The organism is Citrobacter sp. Cpo071 (genome assembly GCF_030332765.1).
GTDB lineage: Bacteria > Pseudomonadota > Gammaproteobacteria > Enterobacterales > Enterobacteriaceae > Citrobacter > Citrobacter portucalensis.
Window position 1 is genome coordinate 663,444 of the sequence record NZ_JAOWHE010000085.1, and the last position, 14,361, is coordinate 677,804.

General features: G+C 54.0%; 14 protein-coding genes. 11 read left to right on the plus strand and 3 right to left on the minus strand.

Features of this window, described 5'->3' with window-relative positions:
- Positions 1-56 precede the first annotated feature (56 nt).
- Complete coding sequence (locus tag OGY09_RS20335; protein WP_032943460.1) at positions 57-2,000, minus strand: methyl-accepting chemotaxis protein; 1,944 nt, start codon at positions 1,998-2,000, stop codon at positions 57-59.
- Between the two features lie 155 nt (positions 2,001-2,155).
- Complete coding sequence (gene hdeB, locus OGY09_RS20340; RefSeq protein WP_003019999.1) at positions 2,156-2,485, minus strand: acid-activated periplasmic chaperone HdeB; 330 nt, start codon at positions 2,483-2,485, stop codon at positions 2,156-2,158.
- Positions 2,486-2,886: 401 nt separating this feature from the next.
- Between hdeB and OGY09_RS20345 the strand changes: the two genes are divergently transcribed.
- Genes OGY09_RS20345 through OGY09_RS20375 form a run of 7 tightly spaced genes read left to right on the plus strand, consistent with a single transcriptional unit; the run spans position 2,887 to position 9,804 of the window.
- Positions 2,887-3,753, plus strand: a complete 867-nt coding sequence (locus tag OGY09_RS20345) for a MurR/RpiR family transcriptional regulator (RefSeq protein WP_003832990.1) — start codon at positions 2,887-2,889, stop codon at positions 3,751-3,753.
- 14 nt (positions 3,754-3,767) lie between these two features.
- Positions 3,768-4,355 carry a D-alanyl-D-alanine dipeptidase gene (ddpX, locus tag OGY09_RS20350; protein WP_003832991.1) on the plus strand — a complete coding sequence of 196 codons (588 nt, stop codon included), beginning with the start codon at positions 3,768-3,770 and terminating at the stop codon, positions 4,353-4,355.
- A gap of 15 nt (positions 4,356-4,370) precedes the next feature.
- A complete protein-coding gene (locus tag OGY09_RS20355) occupies positions 4,371-5,933 on the plus strand; it encodes an ABC transporter substrate-binding protein (RefSeq protein WP_003832992.1) in 1,563 nt (520 codons plus the stop codon).
- Between the two features lie 44 nt (positions 5,934-5,977).
- Positions 5,978-7,000 (plus strand): ABC transporter permease, encoded by a 1,023-nt coding sequence (locus OGY09_RS20360; protein ID WP_032943461.1) that lies wholly within the window; start codon positions 5,978-5,980, stop codon positions 6,998-7,000.
- Complete coding sequence (ddpC, locus tag OGY09_RS20365; protein WP_275399007.1) at positions 6,997-7,893, plus strand: D,D-dipeptide ABC transporter permease; 897 nt, start codon at positions 6,997-6,999, stop codon at positions 7,891-7,893. Before OGY09_RS20360 ends, ddpC begins: the two co-directional genes overlap by 4 nt.
- Positions 7,890-8,876: an ABC transporter ATP-binding protein gene (locus OGY09_RS20370; protein ID WP_032943464.1), complete on the plus strand. Its 987-nt coding sequence runs from the start codon at positions 7,890-7,892 to the stop codon at positions 8,874-8,876. Before ddpC ends, OGY09_RS20370 begins: the two co-directional genes overlap by 4 nt.
- The gene (locus tag OGY09_RS20375) at positions 8,869-9,804 is read left to right on the plus strand and encodes an ABC transporter ATP-binding protein (protein ID WP_032943466.1); all 936 of its coding nucleotides are present in this window, start codon (positions 8,869-8,871) and stop codon (positions 9,802-9,804) included. The genes OGY09_RS20370 and OGY09_RS20375 overlap by 8 nt, the downstream gene beginning before the upstream one ends.
- Positions 9,805-9,823: 19 nt before the next feature.
- On the opposite strand, the gene OGY09_RS20380 is transcribed toward OGY09_RS20375, so the two are convergent.
- Positions 9,824-10,714, minus strand: a complete 891-nt coding sequence (locus OGY09_RS20380) for a LysR family transcriptional regulator (protein ID WP_003020016.1) — start codon at positions 10,712-10,714, stop codon at positions 9,824-9,826.
- 142 nt (positions 10,715-10,856) lie between these two features.
- On the opposite strand from OGY09_RS20380, the gene OGY09_RS20385 reads away from it, so the two are divergent.
- The 4 genes from OGY09_RS20385 to OGY09_RS20400 are packed head-to-tail and all read left to right on the plus strand — an operon-like array spanning position 10,857 to position 14,351.
- Positions 10,857-11,564 carry a CoA transferase subunit A gene (locus OGY09_RS20385; protein WP_003020020.1) on the plus strand — a complete coding sequence of 236 codons (708 nt, stop codon included), beginning with the start codon at positions 10,857-10,859 and terminating at the stop codon, positions 11,562-11,564.
- A gap of 1 nt (position 11,565) precedes the next feature.
- Positions 11,566-12,222, plus strand: coding sequence for a CoA transferase subunit B (locus tag OGY09_RS20390; RefSeq protein ID WP_032943469.1), 657 nt, complete (start codon positions 11,566-11,568; stop codon positions 12,220-12,222).
- A gap of 10 nt (positions 12,223-12,232) precedes the next feature.
- On the plus strand, positions 12,233-13,438 hold the full coding sequence (locus tag OGY09_RS20395; protein WP_032943471.1) for an acetyl-CoA C-acetyltransferase: 1,206 nt from the start codon (positions 12,233-12,235) through the stop codon (positions 13,436-13,438).
- Positions 13,428-14,351, plus strand: coding sequence for a 3-hydroxyacyl-CoA dehydrogenase family protein (locus tag OGY09_RS20400; RefSeq protein WP_032943473.1), 924 nt, complete (start codon positions 13,428-13,430; stop codon positions 14,349-14,351). The genes OGY09_RS20395 and OGY09_RS20400 overlap by 11 nt, the downstream gene beginning before the upstream one ends.
- The last annotated feature ends 10 nt before the right edge of the window (positions 14,352-14,361 follow it).

Genomic DNA, 14,361 nt, shown 5'->3' on the forward strand with positions numbered 1-14,361 from the left:
GACATTATACTGGAGTTATCCGGGCACAAGGTCTGCACCCGGAAATGATGCCGTTATCAGGCAACGGAAGGCTCAGGTAGTCTGAATGACGAAACCAGCATTGCCAGTTGTTCCGCCTCCTCTTTCAGCGCCTGCGTCCGTGCTGCGGCATCATCAATTAATGAGGCGTTTTGCTGAACGGTGCTGTCCATCTCGGTAACGGCCAGCGTAACTTCGGAAACGCCCTTACGTTGTTCTTCACCCGCAACGCGTATTTCCCCCATCAACTGGCGCACCTGACGCACATTGTTGACCAGTTCTCCCAGACGCTCACCGGCATTGTGAATTTGCTGACTTCCGCTACCAACATGAGAAACGGATTCATCAATCAACGTTTTAATTTCCTGCGCGGCGGTGGCACTGCGCTGAGCCAGCGTGCGCACTTCGGAGGCCACGACGGCAAACCCTCTGCCAGCATCGCCCGCTCTGGCGGCTTCAACCGCGGCATTCAGGGCGAGAATATTGGTCTGGAACGCAATGCTGTCGATGACCGCGACAATTTCCACCATTCTGCCGGATGAGGCGCTGACGTTATCCATTGTTGAGATCACGCCCTGCATCACATCGCCGCAGCGGTTGGCCGTTTGCGCGGTGCTATCGGATAGCTCATCCGCCAGTTGTGTATTACTGGCGTTTTGATGAACGGTCGCATTTAACTGCTCCATGGCCGCCGAACTCTCTTCCAGCGCAGCGGCCTGCTGCGTTACGCGAGATGAAAGCTCCATATTACTGTCAGCCAGGCTAACGGCGTTATTCGCTACCACTGTGCTACTGCTTCTGACGGTGATCAGGATGGCCGAGATTTTATCGACGAACAGGTTAAACGCCTCGGCGATAGCCGAAATCTCGTCTTTGCCACGAACATCCAGACGACGGGTAAGATCGCCTTCTCCCTGCGCGATGTCATCAAGTGCCTGACGAGTATCATCGAGACGTGAAATCAGTCGACGAACCACCAGCCATGATCCCACCAGCAACAGCGTCATGATAGGGATCAATACTTCCAGAACGTCCTGCATCATCACTTTGGCAAGACCGACAATACGAGATTCCGGGGTTGCAAGTCCTACGACCCAGCCGGTATCTGGCATCGGGAACAGCATTACCTGTGACGCTGTATTCAGGACGTTGTCGTTTGCCAGCGTGATAGTCTTCACCCCATCTGTCGGGCGCAAAGATTTCAGACCGTTTTGCACCGGGATAAGCCACTGCGCGCTTTGCGCCAAATCGTTAATGGTTTTATATTTTGCCAGGTCGGCCTGCGGGAAATAGAGAATTTGTCCCTGCTTGTCTACCACAAATGCGTAACCACCGGTGCTGTTTCCCTGCTGCTGCATGAAGGTAGCGACGTTATCCAGACGAATATCAGTGGTAGCGACACCGGCAAACTTGCCCGCCTGTTGATAAGGCACGCTGCATGTCACCATGTTGACGCCTGAACTGGCATCCTGGTAAACGTCAGACCATAAACAGCTGTTTTGTGAATGGCCTTTGGCCAGTTGATACCAGCTTTCATTGTGGTATCCACTCGATCCTTCGACGTTATAATCATTGGAATACACCAGCTTTCCTTCAGCATTCCGCGCCCAGAAAAAGCTTCTTTTCTCCACACCTGCGGTGAAGGCGTCTGGTTCTGGCCAGATGCCGCCGCCGGTTATAATCGAGTCTTTACCTTCACCAATAAGATGCGGAACAACGCTTTGGTACAGAGATTCATCGTTAGGCAACACTTCAGCCAGTCGCGACAGGCTGACGGTCTCACCTTCAATTCGGGACAATACGGTACTCAACTGACGGGTTAAACCTTGCCCTGTTTCTTCGATCAGGGCGGTGTTGATTTCAACGACGCGCGGCTGACCGCGCCAGAGCATAATCACCACGATAACAAGGGTCGTTACTGCAAGCAGCAGAATGCCGCCGATGGTTAAACGCGTTGAAATACGAGTAGGATACCAGGCCATACAAACTCCTTCTGCAAAAGGCTAACTTTTATCCAGTATCGGCACAGGCGTTTATATCTTTATAAAGTTTTCTTAAGTATTGCAAAACAAATAAGTGACAGTGTCACAAATAGCAAAACCCAGCACTTTGGCTGGGTTTTAATAACGTCTTAATCTTATTTAGATAATTCTTTTTTGATTTCGTCTTTTATTTTACTTAATTCACTCTGCGGATGTTTCTTACAAAGTTCAACGGTCAGAGGAACTGCAGTCGTAACGGTTTCGTTATAGTCGACGTAGTCACCACCTTTGAAGTCTTCGTCTTCATTGAGCACCCAGAAGGCCACCGGAGCCATAGTTTGTGGGTTCAAATCAATAAACTCCTGGCAGTTCATACCTTTCGGAGTCACTTCAGTTTTAGCGTTATCTGTTGCTGCATTGACGCTGACACTGGTTAACAGCGCTGCGACCAGAATACCTGCTGTAGAAAGGGAGAATTTATTCATTGTAGTACTCCATTTATAATATAAATAATATCTACACTTGCGCTTAACACCGTTAATGTAGCTCGCGAAAAATAATACCCCTACCGTCATAAGAATAAAGATTGCTGTTATTGATATGGCTGAAATTTATATTTCCTATTACTGATTCTTATGTCTGAGGGATAAATGTTGCCCACAATGTGATCGTTCCGACGAAATCAGCAGATTCATACCCCTCTTCCTCTACCGTTGCACCAAAACTGAACTACGCTGCACAAATGTTGATCATTGGTTAATGAATATCGGTTGGTTTTTAACAAAAACAGCCGGCGTGCCGCTGTTACGCACATGGCACGCGTCCTGCATTGTTAATTCGCTAACAGAAATACGGTATCTGACAGGCAACTAACAGCGAGAAGGTAATGACAGCCAAACCAGAGTTATTTACCCGCATAGAGCAAACCTTTAGCCAGCTGACGCCCAGCGAAAAGCGCGTGGCCGGGTGGCTGTTAGCCCATGCTGTGCAGATCCCATTTGAAACCGCAGATGGCATCGCCAAAGCAACCGGAACCAGCGGCATTACCGTCGGACGTTATCTGCGTAAACTGGGTTTTCGTAACCTGGAGGATGCAAAAGCCAGTCTGCGTGAGCTGCCCGTTGTTCCGTATCAGCCTTGGGGAATGAATGAACGACTGGATTCCTGGCACCAGCAACAAAGCCTGCCGGATCGGGCACAGCAGTCGCTGTTACTGGAGATCGACGCCATTACCCACGTCTATCAACTTGCCCAGGGTGAGACGTTTCAACGCATTGCGCAGCAGCTGGCGCATGCGGAAGCCGTGTACATCCTCGGGATCCAGTCCACCCGCGGGATCGCCAACGCCTTTTTTAGTCACCTGGAATACCTGCGACCTAAAGTCAGCTACTCCGAAGGCCTGTCCGGCAGTTGGGTAGAGTCGCTGAACTCGGGATTCAGCCAGCCTTACGTGGTTATTACCGATATGCGCGCCTACTCCGCTATTTCGCGACAATATTGCCGCGTCGCCACAGAACGCTGTATTCCGCTGGCGCTCATTACCGATGTGTGGTGCCCATGGGCCAGGGATTATTCCATTGATTTACTTCAGGTAAAAACTGACACCGGGCATTTCTGGGACTCACTGGCACCGGTGAGCTGTCTGTTCAACTTATTACTTTCTGCGGTGGTGGCGCAACTGGGTGACGCCCTCGCAGGACGCCTGCAAACCAATCGCCAGTTACAACAACAATTTGGTCAATTCGAACAATAAACAGGAAACGTGCTATGTCAGAACTCCCAGAACTGGTCGATCTGTCGGTGATATTTCCGTCGCTGCATATCGATCTTAAATACGCTACTGCCGACAACATTACCGGCGCACCTATCTACCGGGAAGCGCGTTGTCTGTTGCACACTGAGGCGGTAACCGCGCTGGCTAAAAGCATCAGCATTGCGCAACTGGCCGGCCTGCAGCTTGTGGTGTACGACGCGTATCGCCCCCAGCAGGCGCAGGCGATACTGTGGAATGCCTGTCCCGACCCGCAGTATGTTGTTGATGTCGCAATTGGTTCCAATCACAGTCGCGGAACGGCCATTGACGTTACGTTGATGGACGATCGCGGCCATCTCCTTGATATGGGGGCCGGTTTTGATGAAATGCATGACCGTTCCCATGCCTGGCACCCGTCTGTACCTCCGGCAGCGCAGCGTAACCGCCTGCTGCTCAATGCCATTATGTTTGGCGGTGGTTTTGTCGGTATTAACAGTGAATGGTGGCATTTTGAATTACCTGATGCCGCTCGCTATCCGCTGCTTGACGATCAAATAGATTGTTACACTGTCACGCCTATAACAACACAACATCCCCTTTAATTCTGGAGCCTGGTTATGAAGACTACACCTGCGTTAAACGCGTTTTTCCGCCCCGCTCTGATAGCCGTTGCGTTAGCATTTGCCCTGCCCGCCGCACAGGCTGCCGTTCCCAAAGATATGTTGGTGATTGGTAAAGCCGCCGATCCGCAGACGCTCGACCCCGCCGTGACCATCGATAACAATGACTGGACGGTTACCTATCCCTCTTACCAGCGGTTGGTTCAATACAAAACCGACGGAGGTAAAGGATCCACGGAAGTTGAAGGTGATTTAGCCAGCGGCTGGAAAGCCTCTGACGATCAGAAAGAGTGGACGTTTACCCTGAAAAACGATGCCAAATTCGCCGACGGAACGCCGGTAACGGCAGATGCGGTAAAGCAATCCTTTGAACGTTTGCTCAAAATTGGTCAGGGACCTGCGGAAGCTTTCCCAAAAGATCTGAAGGTCGACGTCATTGATAACAACACGGTGAAATTTACCCTCAGCCAGCCGTTTGCCCCGTTTCTGTATACGCTGGCAAATGACGGTGCCTCAATCATTAACCCGGCCATCTTAAAAGAGCATGCCGCAGACGATGCCCGCGGATTCCTCGCGCAGAACACGGCAGGATCTGGTCCCTTCATGCTGAAGAGCTGGCAAAAGGGACAACAACTGGTGCTGGTGCCGAACCCGCATTATGCCGGGGCGAAACCGACATTTAAGCGTGTCTCAGTCAAAATAATTGGTGAAAGCGCCTCCCGTCGCCTGCAACTGTCACGTGGTGATATCGACATTGCCGATGCGCTTCCTGTTGACCAGCTTGCCGCTTTAAAACAGGAAGGCAAAGTGAACGTGGCGGATTATCCCTCATTGCGCGTGACCTATCTGTATCTCAACAACAGTAAAGCGCCGCTCAATCAGGTGGATTTACGCCGCGCCATCTCGTGGGCCACCGATTATAAAGGCATGGTCAACGGGATCCTGAGCGGCAACGGGAAGCAAATGCGTGGCCCGATCCCTGAAGGCATGTGGGGTTTTGACGACAAGGCCATGCAGTACAGCTTTGATGAAGCCAAAGCCAAAGCAGCGTGGGACAAAGTTGCCACCAAACCTGAAAGCCTGAGCTTCCTGTACTCCGATAATGACCCTAACTGGGAACCTATCGCGCTCGCCACCCAGGCAAGCCTTGGCAAACTGGGCATTAAGGTGAAACTGGAAAAACTGGCAAACGCCACCATGCGCGACCGCGTGGGCAAAGGTGATTACGACATTGCCATTGGCAACTGGAGTCCGGATTTTGCCGACCCGTACATGTTTATGAACTACTGGTTTGAGTCAGATAAGAAAGGCTTGCCGGGTAACCGTTCGTTCTATGAAAACGGTGAGGTCGATAAACTGCTGCGCAGCGCGCTGGCCACAACCGATCAGGTGGCCAGAACCAATGACTACCAGCAGGCGCAAACCATCGTGATTGATGAAGCGGCCTACGTCTATTTATTCCAGAAAAACTATCAGCTGGCGATGAACAAAGACGTCAAAGGATTTGTATTCAACCCCATGCTGGAACAGGTCTTCAATATCTCCACCATGAGTAAATAAGCCACGTTTATGCGGAGCCGCTCTGGCTCCGCAAGGGGAAGCTAATGACGTTCTGGAGTATTTTACGCCAGCGATGCTGGGGACTTATTCTGGTGGTTATCGGTGTTTGCGTAATCACCTTTATTATTTCACACCTGATACCTGGCGACCCCGCGCGGCTGCTGGCGGGTGACCGTGCCAGCGATGAAATTGTCGAAAATATTCGCCAACAGCTGGGGCTGAATCAGCCGCTATATATCCAGTTTTTCCGCTATGTCAGCGATATTTTTCACGGCGATTTAGGCATATCCATTCGCACCGGGCGTCCGGTCCTGGATGAGCTGCGCATTTTCTTCCCCGCGACCCTTGAATTGGCTTTCTGCTCTTTGTTGCTGGCGTTGGTGATAGGTATCCCGCTGGGTATTTTGTCTGCGGTCTGGCGTAACCGCTGGCTTGATCACCTTGTTCGGCTAATGGCAATTACCGGTATCTCCACGCCTGCATTCTGGCTGGGGCTGGGGGTTATCGTGCTGTTTTACGGTCATCTGCAAATTTTACCCGGCGGTGGGCGTTTAGACGACTGGCTGGATCCACCAGCTCACGTCACCGGTTTCTACCTGATTGATGCTCTGCTGGAAGGCAACGGCGAAGTCTTTTTCAATGCGCTTCAGCACCTGATTTTGCCATCGCTGACATTGGCTTTTGTACATCTTGGGATCGTTGCCCGTCAGATTCGTTCCGCCATGCTGGAGCAACTGAGTGAAGATTACATACGTACCGCCCGCGCCAGCGGGCTGCCGGGCTGGTACATCGTGTTGTGTTACGCGTTGCCGAATGCGCTTATCCCATCAATCACCGTCCTCGGCCTGGCGCTGGGCGATCTGCTCTACGGTGCGGTATTGACCGAAACGGTCTTTGCCTGGCCTGGCATGGGCGCCTGGGTGGTGACCTCAATTCAGGCTCTCGACTTCCCGGCGGTAATGGGCTTTGCAGTGGTGGTCTCGTTCGCCTATGTGCTGGTCAACCTGGTGGTGGATTTACTTTATCTGTGGGTAGACCCTCGAATTGGACGTGGAGGTGCTGAATGATGCTCACACAAGAAACACCGACCCCCCCTCAGACAGCACGTCGCCGCACGGACTGGGCCAAACTGTTCTGGATGATGAAAAGTAGCCCGCTGACGCTGGTTGGCGGGGTCATCATCGTATTGATACTGCTGCTGATGGTGCTGTCGCCGTGGATAACACCCCACGATCCGAATGCCATCAATTTGAGTGCGCGCCTGCTGCCCCCGTCAGCCGCTCACTGGTTTGGAACCGATGAAGTCGGTCGCGATCTGTTCAGCCGCGTTCTGGTAGGAAGTCAGCAATCTGTCGTTGCGGGTCTGGTGGTAGTGGGTATCGCCGGGGGATTGGGCTCACTGCTGGGTTGCTTGTCGGGTGTCATGGGTGGGCGTGCCGACGCGATAATTATGCGGATGATGGACATTATGCTGTCCATTCCTTCGCTGGTGTTGACGATGGCGTTAGCCGCCGCGCTGGGCCCCAGCCTGTTTAACGCCATGCTGGCGATTGCAATCGTCCGTATCCCTTTCTATGTACGCCTCGCCCGTGGTCAGACGTTAGTGGTACGCCAGTTTACTTTTGTACAGGCTGCCCGGACCTACGGCGCTTCACGCTGGCATCTGATTAGCTGGCACATTTTACGCAATTCTCTGCCGCCGCTCATTGTGCAGGCATCACTGGATATCGGCAGCGCGATCCTGATGGCCGCCACGCTCGGGTTTATCGGTCTGGGCGCCCAGCAGCCCAGCGCTGAATGGGGGGCGATGGTCGCAATTGGCCGCAATTACGTGCTTGATCAGTGGTGGTATTGTGCTTTTCCCGGCGCCGCCATTCTGATTACCGCCGTGGGCTTTAATCTCTTTGGCGATGGTATTCGCGATCTGCTGGATCCGAACGCCGGAGGAAAACAGTCATGACACAACCCGTACTGGAAATCGAAGATTTGCATCTGAGTTTCCCCGGCTATAAAGCTGACGTGCATGCGCTGAACCATGTATCACTGCACATCAACCGCGGAGAAATCGTTGGTGTGGTGGGTGAATCCGGTTCCGGTAAGTCCGTGACCGCCATGCTCACCATGCGTCTGCTACCGGAGGGGAGCTATCGTATTCACCAGGGACACGTTTCGCTGCTGGGTGAAGATGTGCTCAACGCCAGTGAGAAACAAATGCGCCAATGGCGCGGCGCACGTGTCGCAATGATCTTTCAGGAGCCCATGACGGCACTGAATCCGACCCGCCGTATCGGCCAGCAAATGGTGGAGGTGATCCGCCATCATCAGGCGTTAAGCCGCACGGATGCCCGCCAGAAAGCCGTCGCTCTACTGGAAGAGATGCAAATCCCGGACGCGCCGGAGGTCATGAAACGATTTCCGTTTGAGCTTTCCGGCGGTATGCGCCAACGCGTGATGATTGCGCTGGCCTTTTCGTGCGAGCCGGAGCTTATCATTGCCGATGAACCGACCACTGCTCTGGACGTCACGGTGCAACTGCAGGTGCTGCGTTTGCTGAAGTTAAAAGCGCGCGCCAGTGGAACAGCCGTGTTATTTATCAGCCATGATATGGCGGTGGTTTCACAGTTATGCGACCGGTTGTACGTCATGTATGCCGGGAGCGTGATTGAGAGTGGCCCGACGCAAACCGTTATTCAACGCCCGACGCACCCCTATTCCATCGGCTTGCTGAAATGTGCGCCGGAACACGGCGAACCGCGCACATTGCTGCCCGCCATTCCCGGCACCGTGCCGAACCTAACCTGCTTACCTGCCGGATGCGCGTTTCGCGACCGCTGCTTTGCCGCTGGTCCTCGTTGTGAAGAAACGCCGGCGTTAAGTAGTCAGGGAGGTGCAGATCAACAATCTGCCTGCTGGTATCCGCAACTGGAGACAACACATGTCTGATTTTTTACTGGCGCTGCAGGATGTTCATGTCAACTTTCCTGCGCGTAAAAACTGGCTTGGCAAGGTTACGGAACGGGTGCATGCGCTCAACGGTCTGGATTTACAGATTCGCCAGGGTGAAACGCTGGGGATTGTTGGCGAATCCGGCTGTGGAAAAAGTACGCTGGCGCAACTGTTGATGGGCATGTTGAAACCCAGTCAGGGAAGCTATTCTCGCCGTGGTGATAAGCAGCATAACGGTATGCAAATGGTCTTTCAGGACCCTCTTTCATCACTGGACCCGCGCTTACCGGTGTGGCGGATAATTACCGAACCGGTGTGGATCCAAAAACGGAGCCCGGAGCGTGAACGACGCATGCTTGCCGAGGATTTGGCACGGCAGGTAGGCATTCGTCCTGAATATCTCGACCGATTGCCGCACGCGTTTTCCGGTGGACAGCGCCAACGTATTGCTATTGCCCGGGCGCTATCGTCAGAGCCGGATGTTATCGTCCTCGATGAGCCCACTTCAGCGCTGGATATCTCCGTGCAGGCGCAAATTCTCAACCTGCTGGTGTCGCTACAGGCGCGCAGAAACCTGACCTACGTATTGATATCGCATAACGTGTCGGTGGTCCGCCATATGAGCGACCGTGTGGCGGTAATGTACCTCGGGCAAATTGTTGAGCTGGGTGATGCCCAACAGGTTCTCACTCATCCCGCCCATCCGTACACACGATTATTACTGGACTCGGTACCTAAAACGGGCGCACCGCTGGCGGAAGATTTGGTGTTACGTAAGACTGAGCTACCGGGAAACCGAACGTTGCCTCAGGGCTGCTTTTTCCGTGACAGATGTCCATTGGCAACCCACGGTTGTGAGAAGAAACAGGCATTGCTGAAGAGTGATACCGGCTGTGACGTTCGCTGCTGGCGGGCGGTTACATGACCTGAGCCGTTGAGAAAAGTCAGGTGCGATACGCCTTTTTCAGTGAGTCCACCAGCACCTCGGAAGCGGTAGATAATTTATGATGCGCCGAACGCAAAACCCCGATCCGACGCTGAATCACCGGCGTATCCAGATCGATACAGGTTGCGCCTAACTCTGTCATTTGCGTGCGGCATAGTGCGGGTACGGCGCTACCGCCCAGACCGTTAGCCACCAGACGGCCAACGGTTACCAGCTGATGGCTCTCCAGCGCTACTTCCAGCGTATGTCCGCTTTGCACCAGTTGTTCTTCCAGCATCAGCCGCACGGCGGACGGGCGTTGCAGGGTGATAAAATCCAGCGTCAGCAGTTCGCGCCACGCAATACGATCCCTGTCTGCCAGTCGACAGGTTGGCGGCACAATCGCGATAAAACGATCCACGCCGAGCGGCGTGAAATGCAGATGTCCCGAATAGTCCGGCTCGAAGGCTATGCCCATCTCGACCCGCCCTTCACTGACCATTTCAATCACGTGTTCATTAATTACATCGTGAACCGTTACGTTGATACCGGAATAAGAATCACGAAATGTTTTCAGTACCGATGGCAGGACGTTAGCGGCAAATGAGGGCATGGCGGCGATCGATATTTTACCGCGCTGCAGCGTAAAGCGCTGGCGCATGGCTTCTTCCGTATTCTCCCAGTCCGCCAGCAGCTGTCGCCCCATATTCAGCAGCGTTTCTCCCTCCTGCGTCAGGGTCACTTTGCGGGTCGTTCTTAACAGTAACGCCCCGCCCAGCGAATCTTCCAGTCCTTTAATCGCCAGGCTTAACGCGGGTTGCGACATATTCAGTCTTTCGCTGGCATGAGCAAAATTCAGAGTGTGAGCTACCGCTAAAAATGCGCGTAACTGTTTGATGCTCATTCCCATTTCGCATTCCTTTAACTTGTTGAATACCTTTAATTAACATTAAATTGATAAAAAAACCCAATGAGTGAGTCACAAATTTAAAATTAACAAATCATTTTTCACCCCCAATGATGTCGGCAAGGACAACTGGGGAGGCAAGTGTATGGCTGGACTGGATAAACGTGTTGCCACTTATCAAGAGGCGCTGGAAGGACTGACCGACAACATGACGCTGCTGGCAGGTGGTTTTGGTCTATGTGGGATCCCTGAAAACCTGATTACCGAAGTACGCCGTCGGGAGGTTCAGGGACTTACCGTTGTATCAAACAACTGCGGCGTGGATGGCTTTGGCCTTGGCGTGCTGCTGGAAACGCGTCAGGTGCGCAAAGTGGTCGCGTCCTATGTGGGGGAAAACGCCCTGTTTGAGAAACAGGTGCTTAGCGGCGAGCTGGAAGCCATCCTGACGCCACAGGGTACGCTGGCAGAGCAGTTGCGCGCGGGCGGCGCGGGGATCCCGGCATTTTTTACCGCGACCGGATATGGAACCCCCGTGGCGGAAGGGAAAGAGGTTCGCGAGTTTGCCGGACGCCCTTACATCCTTGAGCAGGCGATAACCGGTGATTTTGCGTTGGTTAAAGGCTGGAAAGCCGACTGGTACGGCAACGTCATCTATCGCCACACCGCACAGAATTTTAATCCGCTGATGGCCGCCGCCGGGCGCATTACCGTCGTGGAAGTCGAAGAAATTGTCCCTCCCGGAGAACTGGACCCTGCTGCGATTCACACTCCCGGAATTTTCGTTAACCGCATTATTCAGGGGCAGTTTGAAAAACGTATTGAACAACGCACCCTGCGCCAGAAAGGAGCCTGACATGTTAACGCGTGAACAAATGGCGATGCGCGTCGCCCGCGAGCTGCGCGACGGTTATTACGTCAACCTTGGGATCGGTATTCCCACGCTGGTGGCAAATTACATCCCTGATGGCATGGATGTGATGCTGCAATCAGAAAACGGTTTGCTGGGTATGGGCCCGTTTCCCACAGAAGACGAAATTGATGCCGACATGATCAACGCCGGGAAACAGACTGTGACGGCGCGTAAAGGCGCGGCGATTTTCGACTCGGCGCAATCCTTCGCCATGATCCGCGGCGGCCACGTTGATCTGACGGTGCTCGGTGCGTTTGAAGTCGATGTTAACGGCAATATCGCCTCATGGATGATCCCCGGAAAAATGGTGAAAGGCATGGGCGGCGCGATGGACCTGGTTGCCGGAGCTGACAATATCATTGTGGTAATGACCCATGCTTCCAAAAGCGGTGAGTCCAAACTGCTTCCCGCCTGCACCCTGCCGCTGACCGGCGTGGCCTGCATCAAACGTGTGCTTACCGACCTGGCTCTGCTGGAAATTGCCGACGGTGCGTTCATTCTGCGTGAACGCGCACCGGGCATTAGCGTGGATGAGATTGTCGCCAGAACCGCCGGCAAGCTGATCGTTCCCGAAACTGTCCCCGAAATGCACTTTAGCTGAGGAGCTGACCATGCAGGATGTTGTCATTGTCGCGGCGACGCGCACCCCGATTGGCAGTTTTCATGGCGCGCTGGCACCACTTTCCGCGGTTGAGCTTGGTTCAGTGGTGATCCGTTCGCTGCTGGAAAAAACGGCTGTGGCGCCTGAGCAAATTGATGAGGTGATTTTAGGTCAGGTTCTGACTGCGGGCTGCGGTCAGAATCCGGCCAGACAAACGGCGTTACGGGCAGGACTGCCGGTCACCACTCCCGCGTTAACCATCAACTTGGTGTGTGGTTCGGGTCTGAAGGCGGTGCATCAGGCGGTACAGGCGATTCGCTGTGGCGATGCGCAAATCGTGATTGCCGGGGGCCAGGAGAGTATGAGCAATGCGCCCTATTATCTCGACGGCGCGCGGGGCGGTCTGCGGTTGGGTCATGCCAGTATGAAAGACAGCGTGGTGCATGACGGCCTGTGGGATGCGTTCAACGACTATCACATGGGTATTACTGCCGAAAATCTGGCGGATAAGTTCGTAATCAGTCGTGAGCAGCAGGACGCTTTTGCCCTGCACTCCCAGCAAAAAGCTGCCGCCGCCATTGAAGCGGGTCGTTTTAACGCGGAAATCACGCCGGTCAGCGTCCCACAGGGCAAAAAGCCGCCACGTGTGGTGGACCGTGACGAACAACCTCGCCCGGATACTCAGGCCGACAAGCTGGCGCAACTTAAACCGGCGTTTCGTCCGGGTAACGGCACGGTGACCGCCGGAAATGCATCATCCATCAATGATGGTGCCGCCGCGGTGATGTTGATGAGCGCCGCCAAAGCGGCGGAACTCAATCTGCCAGTGCTTGCCCAGGTGGCGGGCTACGCAGTTTCTGGCGTCGATCCCGCCATTATGGGCATTGGGCCGGTAGAAGCGTCACTCCAGTGCCTGAAGCGTGCTGGCTGGACGCTAAATGACGTGGATCTTATCGAAGCCAACGAAGCCTTTGCCGCGCAAGCGCTGGCGGTTGGTGAATCCCTGAACTGGGACAGCAACCGGGTAAACGTGAACGGCGGTGCGATTGCGCTTGGACACCCGATAGGCACATCAGGTTGCCGAATTCTGGTGACGCTGCTGCATGAAATGGCGCGTAGCAACGCAGCCAAAGGATTGGCCACGCTGTGCGTAGGTGGTGGTCATGGGGTGGCGCTGGCGGTAGAACGTCCGCAGGGGGTAGCTCATGCAAAGTAAGCCTATCTGCATTCTGGGCGCGGGGTTAATGGGTGTCGGCATTGCTACCCACTTCGCCCGTTTTGGTTACGATGTCTGGTTATACGATACCGATAGCAGCCGAATTGCAGAAATAAGCGGAGTTGCTGGCGGTATCCTGGATGAGCTGATTGTCACCGATCAATTTGCAATTGGTGAAAAAGCGACGGTCGTGGCTCGCCTGCACGGCACAACCTCGCTACAGGATATTGCCGCATGCCGGTTACTGATTGAAGCGATCCCGGAGCGGCTCGAACTCAAACACGCACTGTATGCGCAACTGGAAGAGCTGATCGCGCCGGAGGCCGTTATTGCCAGTAATACCAGCGGCCTGCCGCCGGATGCGCTGGCAGAAAAACTCGCCCATCCCGAACGGTTGCTGATCGCCCATTTCTGGCACCCGCCACATTTTATTCCGCTGGTCGAAATTGTACCTGGCACCACAACGAAGCCAGAGTATCTCCATGAATTGCAACAACAACTGATCGCGATGCAACTTGAGGCCGTGGTGCTCGACCGCGCCGCTCCAGGGTTTGTTGGCAATCGACTGCAGTTTGCTCTGCTGCGTGAAGCGCTACATATCGTTAAAAGCGGCATCGCCAGCGCAGAAGTGGTTGATCAGGTGATGCGCGCCTCGCTCGGACGTCGCTATGCAATGGTCGGTCCGCTGGAGGCTGCTGATATGACCGGACTTTCTACGGTGCAGGACATTTGTCGGCATCTGCTCCCGGAACTGGCAACCGGCAGCGACATGATGACGCTGGTCGCTGACAAGGTTGCCAACGGTGATACCGGGTTGCGCAGCGGCCAGGGATTTTATCGCTGGGATGATTCGCGCAAGGAATACATCCAGCAACGCAGGGAGCATCAACTGCGCTTTGCCCTGAAACCGTAACTTCTCTTTC

Coding starts and splice junctions, on each gene's coding strand:
- OGY09_RS20375 (WP_032943466.1), top strand. CDS start 8,869: ATGTCTGATTTTTTACTGGCGCTGCAGGATGTTCATGTCAACTTTCCT.
- OGY09_RS20355 (WP_003832992.1), top strand. CDS start 4,371: ATGAAGACTACACCTGCGTTAAACGCGTTTTTCCGCCCCGCTCTGATA.
- OGY09_RS20390 (WP_032943469.1), top strand. CDS start 11,566: ATGTTAACGCGTGAACAAATGGCGATGCGCGTCGCCCGCGAGCTGCGC.
- OGY09_RS20360 (WP_032943461.1), top strand. CDS start 5,978: ATGACGTTCTGGAGTATTTTACGCCAGCGATGCTGGGGACTTATTCTG.
- OGY09_RS20335 (WP_032943460.1), bottom strand. CDS start 2,000: ATGGCCTGGTATCCTACTCGTATTTCAACGCGTTTAACCATCGGCGGC.
- OGY09_RS20395 (WP_032943471.1), top strand. CDS start 12,233: ATGCAGGATGTTGTCATTGTCGCGGCGACGCGCACCCCGATTGGCAGT.
- OGY09_RS20400 (WP_032943473.1), top strand. CDS start 13,428: ATGCAAAGTAAGCCTATCTGCATTCTGGGCGCGGGGTTAATGGGTGTC.
- OGY09_RS20385 (WP_003020020.1), top strand. CDS start 10,857: ATGGCTGGACTGGATAAACGTGTTGCCACTTATCAAGAGGCGCTGGAA.
- OGY09_RS20370 (WP_032943464.1), top strand. CDS start 7,890: ATGACACAACCCGTACTGGAAATCGAAGATTTGCATCTGAGTTTCCCC.
- ddpX (WP_003832991.1), top strand. CDS start 3,768: ATGTCAGAACTCCCAGAACTGGTCGATCTGTCGGTGATATTTCCGTCG.
- hdeB (WP_003019999.1), bottom strand. CDS start 2,485: ATGAATAAATTCTCCCTTTCTACAGCAGGTATTCTGGTCGCAGCGCTG.
- OGY09_RS20380 (WP_003020016.1), bottom strand. CDS start 10,714: ATGGGAATGAGCATCAAACAGTTACGCGCATTTTTAGCGGTAGCTCAC.
- ddpC (WP_275399007.1), top strand. CDS start 6,997: ATGATGCTCACACAAGAAACACCGACCCCCCCTCAGACAGCACGTCGC.
- OGY09_RS20345 (WP_003832990.1), top strand. CDS start 2,887: ATGACAGCCAAACCAGAGTTATTTACCCGCATAGAGCAAACCTTTAGC.